The following is a 16,139-nucleotide window of genomic DNA, read 5'->3' on the forward strand; positions in this document are numbered from 1 at the left end:
CACTCGGGGCGGATGTCGAGCGGGAGGGGGCGTTCCAGGGTGACCCTGCGGCCGTGCACGGCGGTGATGCGGACCGGCCATTCGTAGGGGACGTACGAGGTCAGCTTCGTCTTGTCGTCCCAGTAGTACGCCTCGGGGCCCGGACCGCCGCCCGCCATGTGCTCCAGGAGGGTGTGCGCGGAGTCGTCGGCGAGGCGGAGCAGGACGAGTGCGCCGCGCCTGATCCCGCGGGTGTCGTCGACGGTGATCGTACGGTCGCCGAGGCGGGCGGGGGCGACGGTGGTCAAGGTCCGCCACGCGTCGCGCTTGTTGCCGGTCCAGCCCTCGAAGGGCCAGTCCTTCGCCTTGATGGCGTCGGTGAGGGAGGTCCAGCGGTCCTCGGGGCAGAGCCAGATGAGGCCGCCGGCCCAGGACCAGCTGGACTTGTCGCCGCCGTACCGGCTGCCGTAGACGCCGATCAGTTCGGTGAGGTTCCGGGTCGCGTACAGCTTGGTGCGGCCGCTGCCCGCGCCGCGCACGACGACGTTGCTGTGTCCGATGCGGATGATGTCGTCGATGCGGTAGGTGCCCTCGGGGATGAGCACCGTGCCACCGCCTCGCTCTCCGGCGGCGGCGATGGCGCGGTTGATCGCGGGGGCGGCGTCGGCGGAGTTGTCCGGTTCGGCGCCGTAGTGCAGGACGTTGGCGGTGAAGCCGTGACCGGTACGGCGGGGCAGGTCCGCTCCGCCCCGGTAGCCGGCCAGGCCGATGAACGGGATCTGCGGGTGGGTGAGGGGGGCTGCGGCGAACTCCCGCCAGAGCAGGGTGACCTGCCCTCTGCCGTCCGCGCCGGCCGCGGTGTCGCCGCCCGCCGCGAACGCCGTTCCACCGCCGGCCCATCCGGTCGCCGCGGTTGCGGCGACGGCCACAGCGCTGCCGAGCAGTCCACGCCTGCTGAAGTTCTCGATGGTCGCCATGAGCCCGATCCGCCTTTCATGAATGTGAACGACGTTCATGTCTGCGTCGGCGGTGAGCATGCCACGGCACCCCAGCGCGGCGAAAGGGTCGTGCGCCGTGGAATCTCGGGGCCGGGAACCGCCAGGCGGCGTGGGTCAGTTGACCGGAATCAGCCGGAGGGGCACTGGGTCAGATGCGTGAACGCGTCCAGATTCCGCGTGGACTCGCCACGCGACACCCGCCACTCGTACTCCTTGCGGATCGCACTCGCGAAACCGAGTTCCAGGAGGGGGTTGAAGGCGCCGTCGGCGGCCTCCAGGACCGCGCCGAGCAGCCGGTCCAGCTCCTCGGGCGTGACGACGGAGAGCGGCAGCTTGCCGACGAGGTAGACGTCCCCGAGCGAGTCGATGGCGTAACTCACTCCGAAGAGGCGGAGGTTGCGCTCCAGCAGCCAGCGGTGCACCGCCGCGTCGTTCTCGTCGGGGTGCCGGATGACGAACGCGTTGACGGAGAGCGAGTGCTTGCCGACGAGCAGCGAGCAGGTGGTGGAGAGCTTGCGGGTGCCGGGCAGCTGGACGACGTAACTCCCGGGCTCGGGGCTCTCCCAGTCGAGCCCGGCGTCGCTGAGCGCCGCCTCGATGACCTGTGTCGTCGCCACTTCACTCGGTGCGTCAGCCATGGTTCGAGCGTACGTCGCCACAGGACTGACGCCACATCCGCCGCCCGGCCCGCGCCTCACACGTAGCGCGACCGCACCCGCCGCCGGTGTGCCTGCATCGCCTCCGTGTACACGTCAGCGGTCGCCGCGGCGGCCGTGTCCCAGCCGAACCGCTGGGCGTGCGCGGCGGCCGCGCCGCCCATCCGGGCGACCAGTTCCGGCGCCTGCGCGAAGCGCGCCAGCGCCTCCGCGTACGCCTCCGGGTCGTGGCCGGGGATCAGGAAGCCGCTGACCCCGTCCCGCACCGCCACCGGCAGCCCGCCCACGGCCGCCGCGACGACCGGGGTGCCGGCCGCCTGGGCCTCTATGGCGACCAGGCCGAAGGACTCGCTGTACGAGGGCATGACCAGCACGGACGCGGCCCGGAACCAGTCGGCGAGCTGGTCCTGCCCGACCGGCGGGTGGAACCGTACGACGTCCGCGATACCGAGCCGGGCGGCCAGCTTGTGCAGCCCCTCCGGCCTGGCGAGCCCGCTGCCGCTGGGGCCGCCGACGACCGGCACGACGATGCGCGACCGCAGCGAGGGATCGCGGTCCAGCAGGACGGCGACGGCGCGCAGCAGCACGTCCGGGGCCTTCAGCGGCTGGATGCGGCCCGCGAAGAGCGGGATCAGGGCGTCCTGCGGAAGCCCCAGCCGGTCCCGCGCCGCGGCCCGCCCGTCGGCCGGGCGGAAGCGGTCCAGGTTGACGCCGGGGTGGACGACGGCCACGGCCTGGGGATCGGCCTCGTAGAAACGGACGAGCTCGTCCGCCTCCTCCGCGGTGTTCGCGATCAGCCGGTCGGCCGCGCTGACGATCTGGGTCTCGCCGATCACCCGGGCGGCGGGTTCGGGGGTGTCGCCCTCGGCGAGCGACGCGTTCTTGACCTTCGCCATGGTGTGCATGGCGTGGACGAGCGGAACGCCCCAGCGCTGGGCGGCGAGCCAGCCGACATGGCCGGAGAGCCAGTAGTGGGAGTGCACCAGGTCGTAGTAGCCGGGGCGCTGGCCGGCCCACGCCTGCATCACGCCGTGCGTGAAGGCGCAGAGCTGGGCGGGCAGCTCCTCCTTGGCCAGACCCTCGTACGGCCCCGCGTCGACATGGCGGACCAGGACGCCGGGCGACAGCTCGACCGTCGGCGGCAGCGCGCCGGTGGTGGAGCGGGTGAAGATCTCGACCTCGATGTTGATCGCGGCGAGGCGTTTGGCCAGCTCCACGATGTAGACGTTCATGCCGCCCGCGTCGCCCGTACCCGGCTGGTGCAGCGGGGAGGTGTGCACGGAGAGCATCGCGATCCGGCGGGGCTTGCGGTGGCCGCCCGGGAAGGAGCCGGAGAAACCGGCGGGGAACCTGAGACGCGGTGCGACGCGGCTGCTGCCGAGCCGAGAGACGTACTGGCTCACGTCGTCCGGTCCTCCTCGTTCAGGCACTGGTACCGACTTCGTTCAGGCATGGCACCGAGGGGACACACGGTCCCTCCGAAGGGCTGGAACAGCGAAACCCCTCCTTTCATTTCCGCTTTGCCAAATCATTGCAGTGCGTCTCCGGCGCGTCGCGGCGACGCCTCCGCGGCGTCCGCTCCACGCCGCTCGTTACGCTCTGTGTCATGCGCCCCATCGGCACCGCGACCCGCGGGACCACCAACCCGAACCGGCTGCGCCGTATGGACCGCTGGATCGCCGCCACCCACGGCCCCGCCCTGCGCCGCGCCGACGCCCCCGTCGCGGTCGACCTCGGGTACGGCGCCGCGCCCTGGACCGCCGTCGAACTGCTGGAGCGGCTGCGCGGCGCCGAGCCGCGCACCGCGGTGGTCGGCATCGAGATCTCCCCGGAGCGGGTCGCCGCGGCGAAGCCGTACGAGCGCGAGGGCCTCACCTTCCGGCACGGCGGCTTCGAGATCCCGCTGCCCGAGCGGCCCGTACTGATCCGCGCGGCGAACGTGCTGCGCCAGTACGACGAGGGCGAGGTCACCGCGGTCTGGCAGCGGCTGTGCGAGCGGCTCGCGCCGGACGGGCTGCTGGTGGAGGGCACCTGCGACGAGGTCGGGCGCCGCCACGTCTGGGTGGCGCTGGGCCCGGAAGGGCCGCGCACGGTGACCTTCGCGACCCGGCTCGGCTCCCTCGACCGGCCCTCCGACCTCGCGGAGCGGCTGCCCAAGGCGCTCATCCACCGCAATGTGCCGGGTGAGCCCGTCCACGCGTTCCTGCGCGACTTCGACCGGGCGTGGGCCGCCGCGGCGCCGTACGCCTCGCTGGGCGCCCGGCAGCGCTGGATCACGGCGGTACGGGCGCTGTCCGGCGACTGGCCGCTGACGGACGGGGTACGGCGGTGGCGCCAGGGCGAAGTCACGGTGAACTGGGCGGCACTGAGACCCGGCCGTTAGCCCAACACGCCGGGAACGGGGAGGAACTCCCCCTCCACCGGGAACACCTGCCGGGCGCCGTTCGTCCCAGGGATGGGGAGCGGTACGGGGGGAGTACGTCTGCGGCACCGGCGACTGGCCGGAATGTGCCGGAGATGCATGAGCCTCTGTTGCTTTTCGGTACGGCATGGCACGATCTCGTCGGTGCCATAAGTTACTGACGGTAAATCAGATCCGTTCGGGTCTGTCCGGAGGGGGAGCTCGTGAACCGACGCAACAGTGCCGCCGCGGCGATCACGCTGGTCTGCGCGCTGGCTGTACTGGCCGCACCGGTCCAGGCTTTCGCCGCACCGGCACCTCCCGCGCCGGAGCAGCCGGCGAAGTCCGGGAAGAAGAGCCTCGAAGAGGTGCGCGAGGAGATCGACGCCCTCTACCGCAAGGCGGGGGCCGCGACGGACGCGTACAACCTCGCCGAGGAACGGTCCAAGAAGCAGTCGGGCGAGATCGTCAAGCTGGCACAGGCCATAGTCGAGGGCCAGGCGAAGATCGCCGACCTCAAGAGCAGAGCGGGCGCCCAGGCCCGCGAGCAGTACCGCAACGCCGGACTGCCGCCCGGCGCCCAGCTGATGCTCAGCGGCGACCCGCAGCTCTTCCTGGACGGAGTCAGCCGGGCCCACCAGGGCCAGCAGGCCGCCAAGGGGGTCCTGGGCGAGCTGAACAGGACCCAGGAGGACCTGGAGACGTACACGCAGGACGCGAGCACCAACTGGACCAAGCTCGAGGCCAGTCGCGTCAAGCAGGCCAAGGCCAAGAAGAAGATCAACGCACAGATCGCGGCGGCGAAGAAGCTGGAGTCCCGGCTCGAGAAGAAGGAGCGGGCCCGGCTCCTTGAGCTGGAACAGCAGGCGGAGTACAAGTCGCAGACGGCCTGGCTGAGTTCCGGCGCCCTGAAGGAGATCAACCGCGGGGCGAGCGCGAGCGGCAAGAAGGCGGTGGCCTTCGCGACCTCGCAGATCGGCAAGCCGTACAAATGGGGTGCCGTGGGCCCCTCGTCGTTCGACTGCTCGGGGCTGACGTCCAAGGCATGGGCGGCGGCCGGGCAGCCGATCCCGCGCACCTCGCAGGAGCAGTGGCGGCAGCTGCCGCACATCGCCGTCAAGGACATGCGCCCCGGCGACCTGATCATCTACTTCGGCGACGCCACGCACGTCGGGATGTACATCGGCGACGGCGCGATCGTGCACGCCCCGCGCCCCGGCCGCAACGTCACGCTCGCGGGGGCGGGATCGATGGAGATCCTCGGAGTCGTGCGCCCGGACAAGTGACGGTGCCGGTGACGGTGACGGTGTCAGTTCCGCTGCCGGTTCCGGAGGACAGCCCCGGGCCACCGGCACCCGTCGGCCCGGCCTGATCAAGCCACCCCATCCGGGCAGCCCGGCCTGATCAAGCCACCCCATCCCGGCAGCCCGGCCCGGACCGGCGCCGGCCAACCTTAAGAGAGCCTCAAGGGACCCTTAAGGCCGTCCGAGGGGCGGGCACAGAGCGGGCGGAGTCCCGAATCGGGCGGATTGTGCTGCCGCCGACGGGCGCGAATCCGCCCCCGCCCCGCAGCCGTGACCCGCGCCACCCGGCGCCCGCCGCAGCACGTGACCTTTGTCATGCGCCGGATAGGGCCACATCCCCCGCGCATCCCGCCGGATCTGCGTCCTTCCGCGGCTTAAGGCCCTCCCCGCAACGGCGGACACGCATCGAGCGCCATTCCGTTCCCGCATCCCGTACCGCTATCGTCCCCGTCTGGCGGGTCGTCGATCGTCGCTCCGCCGCGCCCTCGGGGGGAGGGAAGGAAACCCGATTCGATGCCCGTACCCGTACCGCAGCAGCGTTCCGTTCCCACTGCGGAGACCAGCTATGGCGCCGACCTCACCCTCCTGGTGATCGAGGACGACCCCGCGGGCACCTTCACCGTCCCGGAGCTCCCGGCCGCGGCCGGGGCCCGGGTCCGCATCCGTACCGCCCGCAATCTGACCGAGGCGGGCCGGCTCCTCACCGACGACGTGGACTGCATCCTGCTGGACCTGGCCCTGCCGTCCGGCGCCGAGGCACGCACCGCCCGGGGCGAGGACCCGGACGGGCTGGCCACCCTCAAGCACGTCCTGCGGATCGCGCCCGGGCACGCCGTGCTCGCCCTCACGGCTCAGGAGGACGCCGAGCTGGCCGCCGAAGCGGTACGGGTGGGGGCGCAGGACTACCTCTTCCGCGACGAGCTCGACGGCAGGCTGCTCAGCCGCGCCATCCGCTACGCCGTCGAACGCAAGCGCGCCGACGTCGCGCAGCACCAGCTCACCGAGTCCCGGCTGCGGGCCCAGGAGAACGCCCGCCTGGAACGCGGGCTGCTCCCCACCCCGCTGCTCGAGGGCTCCGATCTGCACTTCGCCGCCCGCTACCGCCCCGGCCGCAGCCGTGCGCTGCTCGGCGGGGACTTCTACGACACGGTCCGTACGCCCGACGGCACGGTCCACGTGATGATCGGCGACGTCTGCGGGCACGGCCCGGACGAGGCGGCGCTCGGCGTGGAGCTGCGCATAGCGTGGCGGGCGCTGACGCTGGCGGGGCTCTGCGGCGACGAGCTGCTCTCCACGCTCCAGCAGGTCCTGGAGCACGAAAGGGAGAGCGAGGAGATCTTCGCGACCCTCTGCACGGTCGACATCGCCCCCGACGGCCGCCGAGCGGGCCTCTGCCTGGCGGGCCACCCCGCACCGCTGATCGCCCGCCAGGGCCGGGCGGCGCATCTGCTCCCGTACCAGGACGGCGGCCCGGCACTCGGCCTGCTGCCGCGCGCCCGGTGGCCGCGCCGGCAGGTGGAACTGGGCGGTTCCTGGAGCCTGATGATGTACACGGACGGGCTGATCGAGGGCCGGATCGGAGACGGTACGCAGCGCCTCGGACAGGACGGAATGGTCGCGATGATCAACCGCCAGCTGGCCGAGGGGCTGACCGGCGAGGACCTGCTGGAGGCGGCGGTCACCCACGTCCGCGAGCTGAACGGCGGCGAACTGACCGACGATGTCGCGGTCCTGCTGCTCAACCGCGACCAGGACGTCGCGCGCCACCGGACGCACCACGGCGGCCGGGGCCGGAGCATTCCGCGCCCCCGCCCCGGACAGGTATCACCCGCAGGCGCTCAACGCCCGCCGTTGTAGGGCCCGTACGGCCCGTCGCTGCTCGATCCGCCGCGGCGGTTGCCGCCGCCCGTGACGGCCTTGAGCGCGGGCCGCACGTCCACGAAGAACACGATGGTCGCGACCAGCCCGGCGATCTGCACGAAGATGATGGGCACCCAGAGGTTCACCACCACCGTGATGCCGAGAATGATCAGCCAGAAGGGCTTGGTCTGCTTGTCGGCGGCCCGGTAGGCGTCCTCGCGGGCGACCGCGGCCATGATCAGGGCGATCACGGCGAGGACGAGCATTGCCGTGTAGATCAGCCCGAGGAATGAGTTGAAGCCTTCGAGCAACATGATGTGCACCGCCTAGTCCGTCGATGAGCGCCTCGCGGCCAAGGTACCGGGACAACGACCGGGGCACCCCGAAAGGTGCCCGTCCGTCCTCCCGGCACACCGGCCGGCCGTCGCGCTACTTGCCGGTGGGCGGCGTGGTCTTCTTGGCCGCGGGCTTGCGCGCGGGCGCCTTCCTGGCCGCCGCGGGCGACGGCTTGGCCTCCGCCTTGACGGTCCTGGCGGCGGGCGCGGGCTTGGCGACCGGCTTCGGCGCGGCCTTGGGCTCAGCCTTGGCCACCGGCTTGGAGTCCGGCTTGGACTCCTTGCGCGGCTCGACGACGACGGCGATCTCGACGATCTCCTCGGCGGTCTCGCCCCGCCACGTCCGCACGGTCTGCTCGCCGCGCTCGGCGACCTTCTCGTACGTCTCCCGGGCCCTGACCGCGTACTCGGCGGCCACACCCACACCGCGCAGCGCCAGGTCCTGGGCGCTCTCGCCCAGCTTCTTCAGATCGGTGTCGAACGCCCCGATCACCTCGGTGACCTTGGCCTGGAAGGTGGCCTGCGCCTCCTTGGCCTGCCCGGTCACCTTCTCCTGCACGACCTTGGGGTCGGTGTTGCGCACGGCCTCGATACGCTCCGGCGCCTCGGCCCGCAGCTGCTCGATCAGCGCCGGAACCTTGCGCGCCTGCTGCACGGCGAGATCGGCCGTACCCGCGGCGAAGTAGAGGGGGGTCGGGTCGGTGAGGGTCTTGCGCAGGTCATCGGTGATGGCCATGACTGTGGTCCTCCCGGATCATCAGACTCAGTGTGAGGGTTTTGAAGGCTTTGAAGCTGTATCGGCAGCACTGCCGTCGGCATTGAAGGGCGCGTCCGCACCGGACGCATCCCCCTCCTCACCCCCGGGCTCGTCCTCGAACCCGTTCTCCTTGCGGAAGGAGGCGTAGATCTGCAGCAGCACGCTCTTCTGCCGCTCGTTGATCGACGGATCGGCCAGAATCACCGCCCGCGTCTCCAGCTCGTCCCGCTCCCGCTCATCCAGGATCCCGGCCCGTACGTAAAGGGTCTCGGCGGAGATCCGCAGCGCCTTGGCGACCTGCTGCAGCACCTCGGCACTGGGCTTGCGCAGCCCGCGCTCGATCTGGCTGAGATAGGGATTGGATACCCCGGCGGCGTCGGCGAGCTGCCGCAGCGACAGCTGCGCGGTACGCCGCTGCTCGCGCAGGTACTCGCCGAGGTTGCCGACGTTGAGTGATGCCATGTCTCGATGGTGGACCCTCGGCGCTAACTTTTGCAAGCAGGCGCTTGCAAAAGTGTTCCGAACCACTCGTACGGGCCTGTGCGGCTTCCAGCGGCAGATGTCCGTTCCCGGTCTATCTGCGAATTCCCACCGGGTCTGCAATGTGAAGTGAACGGGTCCCGGACGACCTGCGCAGCGGCCAGCCCACCAGAGCCACCTGCCCGCGAGGGCAGTACCCACCGCTCCGGCTGTCGGATGGCCTGGGAGATCACGACGGCCAGCGGACGGACGCCCCACCTTGCCCGAATTGCCGGGAAGGTGGAGCGCCAGGTGCGCCCATTGGTTCGTCGGTTCAGCAGGCGTATCCGTCCGCCCGTAGTTACCGAGGCTGGTAGGAGGTGGCCAGCACGGAGACGGTCACCCGACTGGGCAGGGAGCCGTGGCCGCTCAGGTCCGCGGGGGTCAGGTGGCGTGCGCTCGGTGTCATTCCCACCAGGTCGATGGCTTCTTGCCTGGTCAGGGGCGTGGTGTATTCGACGTGCTGAGTACCGGCGGCCTGGAAGTAGGGGTCCAACGCCTGTTGCAGGCGCTGTTCCTTGTCCGGGTCGATCGTGACCATCGTGGGGATCTGGCCCCGTAGCTCGGCCAGGTGCCGCTCGATGGGCCGCACCACGATCAACCGGCCGGTCGGACGGAGCACTCGGTGGAACTCGGACGGGTTGCGCGGGGCGAACACGTCCAGCACGACGTCGACCCCCTGGTCAACCAAGGGGAAGGGGCGAAAGGCGTCCCAGCTCGCCGCAGCAGCTCGCGGATGGGCTCGGGCTGCTGAGCGCAGGGCGCGTGCTGACGTGTCCAGCCCCAGGCCGCGGGTGCCGGGCAGTTGATCGAGTACGCCGGCCAGGTAGTAGCCGGTGCCGCACCCGATGTCTACGACCGTGCCTTGACCAGGCAGGGCGTCGGCTGTCATACGAGTCAGAGTCTGGTGGACAGGGGCGTACCTGCCGGTGGACAGGAACCGGTTTCGGGCCTGAACCATGGCTGCGTCGTCACCGCTGGTGGCGCGGATGCCCGTCAGCAGGCTGACGTAGCCCTGACGGGCGATGTCGAAGGTGTGGCCCTCCGGGCAGCGCAGTGAGCCACGGTCGGGTCGGAGACAGGCGCGGCACACCGGGCAGCGCAGCAAGTCGAGAAATGGTTCGAGGGCAGGGGGAAGCAACGCAGGCACGAGGCACTCCAGGCGACGGTGAAGGGAAGGGACCGTGCCTGCACGCGCTCTCAAAAGCCGCCGTCTCAAGAAAGAGAGGCCCGGCATCTCGCCGCCTCGGTGTGGGCGGCACAAGGGAGATGGATCACGTAAACAGGCACGCCAAGGAGGGCGACGCCCTACGGCATCGCCCTCAACGCCTCGTGATTACAGAGCCTGGATGTGCTGGGTCCACATGCCTACACCTTACGAGCCTTACCAAAAGCCCGTCCCCTCGCCTCAGCAGTCAAGAGATGCGGCCCGGCGGTGGGGGATCGCGCCGGACTGCGTAATCACCCGGACGAGGGGTTTGGTCCCGTTTAAGCTGCACAGATCGAGTTCGACCACGCCGTCCAGAAGACCCGGCCCGAACGCCCCCGTGCCAAGTACGCCCGCAGGCCGAAGGCGGCCTGAGTGATGGAGCCCTGGAAAGCGCCGGTCCGGCTCCTGCCACTTCCTCTGCCGCCTGTCCACGGGGAGGTCTTCGGCTGGTATTTGCACCGCCTCGCCGCCGCCAACCACGTGACGTCGGGCCAACTGGCGAAGACCCTGACGCCGTTCAAGAACGCGCTGATCGGCAAGCGGACGGACACGTTATGGCGCTGGACTCCGATGGTTCTGCCGCGGCTGGCACTCCTGACGGGTCTCGCTCCTGAGACCCTTCGGATGCTGCTGCCAGCGATCTCCCGGATTGAGGCGCGTACCGGAGGCGAGGTGATCCGCTACCGGCGGCGTCTCTACGTCGCGTGCTCACACTGCATGCACCGCCGTGGAATCACCGGACCAGTCCTCGCGCATCGCCCCGCCGACCTCCAGCTCTGCCGTCGGCACGGCATCTGGCTCGACGGCAACCGCCAATACCGTGTCGGCCACCTGCCAGAACTTGTCACCGCTCAACACCGGCACCGGCGAATCGCCCGCCGCTTCCCCGACACCCTGGAAGCAGCCACAAAGGAAGCGCAGCACATGGTCCGGTCCTGGCTTCTGAACAAGAAGCAGCCCCATCTGCTCTCACGCTGGAACGACCGTCTCGCTCAGCTCCCTCCCAAGGAGGCCGCCTACGAGAACATCATCAGGCGACGCGTCGACGAGCGGGAGTACATCGCCACCTACCCGGAGTTCGTCACCATGCTCGGCATGGTGACCGACCCTGCTTGGCGAGCACGACGGGCGCCTCGCCCATGGGTGAACCTCAGCCAGCACCGGCGCACGATCGACGCTGTCTACGCAGAAGCCGAGCACCGGCTCAACGTCCCCTCTCTCCGCGAGAATCGCCACTCACGCACCTTCTTCAACGACGCCCTCTTCCGCTGGACCGACTCATTGGGAAGGTCGCTGATGCTGGTGATGTCCCCGGAGGACCACAGCGCCCTACGAGATGATTCCCAGTGGAACTGATAAGTCCCAGGCCAGGGCCTATCGACCGGACAGAGCTCCTGGGACGGACCCACCTCACGCCCGAACAGTTTCACCGCCGTTCAGATCCGCTGGGCCCTCCACGCTCCGAAGCGTCCCGACCATCATGAGAAGGCGCAGATCAGGGGCACCTCACCGACTCAGGTCTTCTGGGAACGGACAGCAGATGTCCGTTCCCGGTAGACATGGCGAGTCCCAGTGGTTCTGGCCAACGGCTTGGCGGAGTCCCGGCGAAGCCGGCCGGCCTGTGCGGTCCACGGCATGGTTGACGAGTTCGACGTGGCTCAAGCTCTGCGCGGCGGGACACCCGACAGGGCGCGGGCCTGGGGCTCCCGCTGCCGACCGCGTTGCGCGATGCCTACTCGCTTCTCGGCGCGCGTCACGACCTCACCGGCAACCAGGACCCGCTGCTCCAGCCTTCCGAATTGTTCGTGCACGACGAGTTCGGCGGCGTGCACGTTTTCCGCAGCGAGAACCAGGGGTGCGCCTTCTGGGGAGTGCGGCCGCGGGACCTCGACCGAGACGATCCGCCGGTGTTCGTCCAGTCGCGGGATGGCTGGGTTCCCTTCCTGGAGCGAGTCTCCCTGGCCTCTGCCCCCCTCCCCGGCCAGTGGGTACATGGATACTCGGAGCCGCTGGAAGCAGACGACCTGCCTTTCCAGGCACTCGGTGATCTGCTTGGACGGCCGGAAAGGCCTGTGCTCCGAGCGCAACAGGGGCGTGGGGATGGCTGATCCGTACGTCATTCTCGACGAGCTCGCTCAGGAGCTTCGGCCGATGCCACGGGGCATCGAACGCCGACGGGAGCGCTTCCGCTCCGACGGTTGCGGCCACGAATGGCATTGCCTGTCCATTGACACCCCCGTAGCCTCGGCCTGATCCCTCGCGCTTTCGCGCCTACCGGGCCAGTGGCCGGAGGGGAAACATCGCGCTCAGCTCGGCAGTGCGCGCATCGCCTCGACCAGCGGCCCAGCTCAGCACGGCGGTGTCATCCACCCCGAAGAGTCGCAGCACCGGCTGCGGCTGCCGTCGGCTTCGGGGTTCGTCGGCCGCGAGCCGTGTCAGACCTGAGTGCGACACTGCGCCCCATGTCTCTTGCTGATCTCGGTCTCGACCAGTGGCGGTCCTTCGAGCTGCCTACCGCACGTCGCGTCGCCCAAGAGGCGGCGCACCAGGTGGAGGGCCACGTGACCGTCGTGGAGACCATGGAGCATCTCGGTGCTCCGCTGCATCGGGTTCGGATCGAGCGGGACGGGCAGGAATTCGCCCTGATACCCGGCGGCGCGGTGACACTCGGATTCGATCTCGACGCCTGGCAGCCGACACCTGCGCAGGCCGCCGACTATGCAGAGAGCCTGGATCAGGGCTTTGGCTGTGGCTCCGACCTGCGGGCCCACCTCGCGCACGTGCTCAGCCCCCGCCGGAGCGTCACCCTAGCCACGGTGCTCATGGCTGTGGAGGACGAGGATCTGACCGAACCGCCTGCCGACATGCCGGCCGTCCTCGCGGCTCGCGGCCTGCGGATGCCGAGCTCCGACGAGTGGGAGCACGGCTGCGGAGCCGGCACGGACACCCTGTTCCGGTGGGGCAACGACTGCCCCCTGGACCGCATCCCCCACGGGGACCGCACCGGCCCGCATCAGCAGCTGAGCGGCTTCGGCCTGCGAATCGCCCATGACACCTACCGCACGGAACTGACGAGCGACGTCACCGCGGCCCACGGCGGTGACGGCGGCGAGTCGGTGTGCGGGGGGTACGGCTCCATGCTGGCGTGGCTGCCCCTGGCTACTGCCAACCGCAACCCCTCCATGGCTGAGTTCGCGTACGGGCCGGACGGTGAAGGCCTCTGCGAGGACTTCTCCACCCGTCCCGCGCTCACGCTCTGATCCTCTTGGGCTCGAACCGGTGCAGTAGGCCGGCGGTGCCGTGGGTGCGGCGGAAGAGATGCTCGGGCATCTCGCGAAGCCCTCTTGGATCCTTGATCTTTCTCCGAAGATCGTTCTGTTGGAGACTGAGGCATGCAGAAGCTGCCGACATTCGTCTTTGTTCATGGAGCCTTCGCGAATTCGTTCTCGTTCGGGCCGCTGCAGGCTGAGCTCGCCCTACTCGGGCACCGCTCGGTCGCGGTCGACCTCCCGGGGCACGGATTCGAGGCGACCTTCCCCGCGGCCTACCAGGCTCCCCAGATCCTCGACGCACTCGCCGAGGAACCGGGGAGCATCAAGGGAGTCACGCTCGCCCACAACGCCGCCCGCGTGATCGAAGTCCTCGAACGGGCCAGGCGGAACGGGCCCACCATCCTCGTCGCCCACAGCCGGGGTGGCATCACGACCACCGCCGTCGCCAACGCCCGGCCGGAGCTGATCGACCGGATCGTTTACGTCTCCGCCTGGTGCCCCGTCGATCTGGACGTGAGCGACTACTACACCCAGCCGGAGATGGCGGACCTCGACGCAGGAGCCCTCGCCGGCGCGCTCGTCGGAAACCCGGCCGAACTCGGTCTGCTCCGGACCAACTTCCGCACCGCCGATCCGACAGTGCTCGCCGCGTTCAAGCGAGCCCTCGCCGCCGACCTCACCGATGACGAGTTCCGAACCTTCCTGAACACCTTCCAGCCTGACGAGAACCTCGACGTCGGTACGTCCGCCGACCGGGCACAGGCCACGACCTGGGGCCGGATTCCCAAGACCTATGTGCGCCTGGCCGCCGATGCCAGCATTCCGCTCGCCGCGCAGGACCGCATGATTCGCGAGGCCAACGCGCTCACACCCGACAACCCCTTCGACGTCCGGACACTTGAGGGAAGTCACCTGCGCTGGCTCGCCCACCCGAAGCCCGCCGCCGAGTTGCTCGCAGACCTCGCAGCACGCTGACACTCCCCCATGCCCACCAGACGCCAGGGCGAGATCGGTGGACTCTCGCGAGGGCACACGCCCGGAGACGGCTGCCTACCTGACGGAGTCCACCGATGCGGCGTCTACGGCGCAACCGGCCAGTCGGCGCTGACTTGGTCGGCAACGGAGAAGTCGGTTTCGCAGTCCGGACACGTCGCGCGTCCGAATACATGGGTCAGCACGTGGGCGACCTCGTGTTGGCCGTCGGAGAGGGAGATGTCGTGGAGGCGTCGACCGATGCCGTCCAGGTTGGCCGGGTTCGCCGGCAGCAGGGGTCTCGTCTCGACATCGTGGTCCGAGAGCGCGTAGTCCTCGCTGGTGGAGAAGAATCCTCGCTCGCCGAGAACGATGAACAGACCGGTCCGGCAGCCGGGGCAGTCGACCTCGTACTCCTCGTTGACCAGCCCCCAGGCCAGATCTTCGCTCCAGCCCACGACGCCCTCGAAACCCAGCATGGCTTCCAGCAGGTGGATGTAGTCGGTGCGATCGGAGACCACCCGGAGCTGCCGGTTCACCGCCGTCAGGAGGCTCTCGACCTCCGCGGCGTGCCGCGCGCGGACGTCACCGGCCACGTGCGGCTGCTCGGCACCCGCCATGATCGCGCCTGCCAGAGCCAGGGCGTTCACCGCCTGCTCCCGGTCGTTACTGCCGGCCAGGTCGGCCAGCCAGGGCAGCGCCGCGAAGCTGGCCGAGTAGACGCTGCCCTGGTGGCACAGCGCTGACCACAGGTCGCTCCAGAGCTCGGGCTTCCGTTCCCATGCGATCCGGTCCAACAGGGTGGGTATGTCTTCCGCCGAGCCGTAGGCATGGCTGAGTTGCGACCAATCCGTCATGCAGGGATCCAAACAGGTTGATGGGCCGGTCCTGGTCTCGGCCTTGTCGTCATGAGGGATGTCGCCCCAGATGATCTGGCGGGTCCCCTGCGTTTCTGGGCAGTTCTGCTCATGGGGCCGCGGGCGGAGGAATTCGACGTCGGCCGACGTGATGCCGGAGGTGAGCACAGGCGGCTTCCGGCAGGGGCGGCGTCGGTGGAGCCGCTGTCGCAGCCACTATGGCTGCCGGCCCACATACTGGCTGCTGGAGACGCCGAGTTCGCTGGTCAGCGGGACGGGGCACCGGCGGTGGCGCCCTTCGCGCTGCTGGACGCCGTTCCGCCGCAGGCAAGGCCTTCCTGAACCCTCCAGGACACACAACTGTGCCTGCCGGGGCTGACCTTCCACTCCTGCGTTCATTCTCATCTGGGCGACGGGGATCAGAAGTACGTCGCGATCCCGAAGGCTCGACGGAGTTGAGCCATGTCGTGCCGATCGCGGTCCGTGGGCTCGTAGCCCTGGTGGAAGCAGACCTGCTGCTCGGCGGACAGACACGGGACGGGCGTTCCCTCGATAGCGCCGGTCACAAAACATCGTGGGGGATAGAGGAACGGACGTTCCGGTTCGGGTGACGCCTGCACCGCCGAGCCGTCGTCGGCGAAGACGAGGGGATGAAGATCGATTTCCCGGCCGTCCGGAGCCGTGACGACGAATCGGATGGGCCTCCAGCTCAGGCTCTCGACGAACCCCACCTCGGAGAGAGCTGCCATCACAGCGGCCTCCTGGTCCTTCCGATGCATCAGGTCCAAGTCGCGATGATCCCGGGTCCGTTCACCGATCAGAGCATCGATCCCCCATCCTCCGCCGATCCAGACATCCGCTTCAGCCCGTCGCAGCAGAGCCAGGACGGACAACACGGCTTCAGCTGTCATCACGCGACGCAGGCTAGAAGCGATCACCCCGGACAGCGAACGAATTCCTTCGGCCGGTCGCCGCAGGTCACAGGAGTGGGTCAGGGACTGATCGTTTGCGAGGAGACA

General features: G+C 69.5%; 15 protein-coding genes. 6 read left to right on the forward strand and 9 right to left on the reverse strand.

Annotated elements, in window-relative coordinates; all coding sequences use genetic code 11:
• From J1C73_RS26305 to mshA, 3 genes are all read right to left on the reverse strand, one after another.
• A partial coding sequence (locus J1C73_RS26305) for a glycosyl hydrolase family 28-related protein (RefSeq protein WP_242644728.1) occupies positions 1 to 956 on the reverse strand: 956 nt, incomplete at its 3' end.
• Positions 957 to 1,105: 149 nt separating this feature from the next.
• Entirely contained in the window at positions 1,106 to 1,615 is a 510-nt protein-coding gene (locus J1C73_RS26310) for a type III secretion system chaperone family protein (RefSeq protein WP_207318567.1), read from the reverse strand.
• Positions 1,616 to 1,671: 56 nt separating this feature from the next.
• Positions 1,672 to 3,036 carry a D-inositol-3-phosphate glycosyltransferase gene (gene mshA / locus J1C73_RS26315; RefSeq protein ID WP_207318568.1) on the reverse strand — a complete coding sequence of 455 codons (1,365 nt, stop codon included), beginning with the start codon at positions 3,034 to 3,036 and terminating at the stop codon, positions 1,672 to 1,674.
• Positions 3,037 to 3,239: 203 nt separating this feature from the next.
• On the opposite strand from mshA, the gene J1C73_RS26320 reads away from it, so the two are divergent.
• The 3 genes from J1C73_RS26320 to J1C73_RS26330 all read left to right on the forward strand — a co-directional run bounded on the left by J1C73_RS26320 (position 3,240) and on the right by J1C73_RS26330 (position 7,195).
• Positions 3,240 to 4,016: a class I SAM-dependent methyltransferase gene (locus J1C73_RS26320; protein WP_207318569.1), complete on the forward strand. Its 777-nt coding sequence runs from the start codon at positions 3,240 to 3,242 to the stop codon at positions 4,014 to 4,016.
• Positions 4,017 to 4,258: 242 nt separating this feature from the next.
• Positions 4,259 to 5,320, forward strand: coding sequence for a C40 family peptidase (locus J1C73_RS26325; protein ID WP_207318570.1), 1,062 nt, complete (start codon positions 4,259 to 4,261; stop codon positions 5,318 to 5,320).
• Positions 5,321 to 5,851: 531 nt separating this feature from the next.
• Positions 5,852 to 7,195, forward strand: a complete 1,344-nt coding sequence (locus J1C73_RS26330) for a PP2C family protein-serine/threonine phosphatase (protein WP_207318571.1) — start codon at positions 5,852 to 5,854, stop codon at positions 7,193 to 7,195.
• Here the strand turns inward: J1C73_RS26330 and J1C73_RS26335 are convergent.
• The 4 genes from J1C73_RS26335 to J1C73_RS26350 form a co-directional block, all read right to left on the reverse strand.
• On the reverse strand, positions 7,177 to 7,512 hold the full coding sequence (locus J1C73_RS26335) for a DUF2516 family protein (RefSeq protein WP_207318572.1): 336 nt from the start codon (positions 7,510 to 7,512) through the stop codon (positions 7,177 to 7,179). The genes J1C73_RS26330 and J1C73_RS26335 overlap by 19 nt on opposite strands.
• A gap of 115 nt (positions 7,513 to 7,627) precedes the next feature.
• Positions 7,628 to 8,269: a hypothetical protein gene (locus J1C73_RS26340; RefSeq protein WP_207318573.1), complete on the reverse strand. Its 642-nt coding sequence runs from the start codon at positions 8,267 to 8,269 to the stop codon at positions 7,628 to 7,630.
• A gap of 27 nt (positions 8,270 to 8,296) precedes the next feature.
• Complete coding sequence (locus J1C73_RS26345) at positions 8,297 to 8,752, reverse strand: helix-turn-helix domain-containing protein (protein ID WP_123460704.1); 456 nt, start codon at positions 8,750 to 8,752, stop codon at positions 8,297 to 8,299.
• 358 nt (positions 8,753 to 9,110) lie between these two features.
• Entirely contained in the window at positions 9,111 to 9,959 is an 849-nt protein-coding gene (locus tag J1C73_RS26350; RefSeq protein WP_207318574.1) for a putative RNA methyltransferase, read from the reverse strand.
• Positions 9,960 to 10,394: 435 nt separating this feature from the next.
• Between J1C73_RS26350 and J1C73_RS26355 the strand changes: the two genes are divergently transcribed.
• The 3 genes from J1C73_RS26355 (at position 10,395) to J1C73_RS26365 (ending at position 14,266) form a co-directional block, all read left to right on the forward strand.
• Positions 10,395 to 11,375: a TniQ family protein gene (locus tag J1C73_RS26355; RefSeq protein WP_242644736.1), complete on the forward strand. Its 981-nt coding sequence runs from the start codon at positions 10,395 to 10,397 to the stop codon at positions 11,373 to 11,375.
• A 1,106-nt stretch (positions 11,376 to 12,481) separates the two neighbouring features.
• Positions 12,482 to 13,279, forward strand: a complete 798-nt coding sequence (locus tag J1C73_RS26360; RefSeq protein ID WP_207318576.1) for a hypothetical protein — start codon at positions 12,482 to 12,484, stop codon at positions 13,277 to 13,279.
• 132 nt (positions 13,280 to 13,411) lie between these two features.
• Complete coding sequence (locus J1C73_RS26365; protein WP_207318577.1) at positions 13,412 to 14,266, forward strand: alpha/beta fold hydrolase; 855 nt, start codon at positions 13,412 to 13,414, stop codon at positions 14,264 to 14,266.
• A 104-nt stretch (positions 14,267 to 14,370) separates the two neighbouring features.
• Here J1C73_RS26365 and J1C73_RS26370 read toward each other — a convergent pair whose 3' ends face one another.
• A complete protein-coding gene (locus tag J1C73_RS26370) occupies positions 14,371 to 15,288 on the reverse strand; it encodes a hypothetical protein (RefSeq protein ID WP_207318578.1) in 918 nt (305 codons plus the stop codon).
• 251 nt (positions 15,289 to 15,539) lie between these two features.
• Positions 15,540 to 16,031: a nucleotidyltransferase domain-containing protein gene (locus J1C73_RS26375; RefSeq protein ID WP_207318600.1), complete on the reverse strand. Its 492-nt coding sequence runs from the start codon at positions 16,029 to 16,031 to the stop codon at positions 15,540 to 15,542.
• Positions 16,032 to 16,139: the final 108 nt, after the last annotated feature.

It is taken from the genome of Streptomyces laculatispora (assembly GCF_017353455.1).
Classification (GTDB): Bacteria; Actinomycetota; Actinomycetes; order Streptomycetales; family Streptomycetaceae; genus Streptomyces; species Streptomyces laculatispora.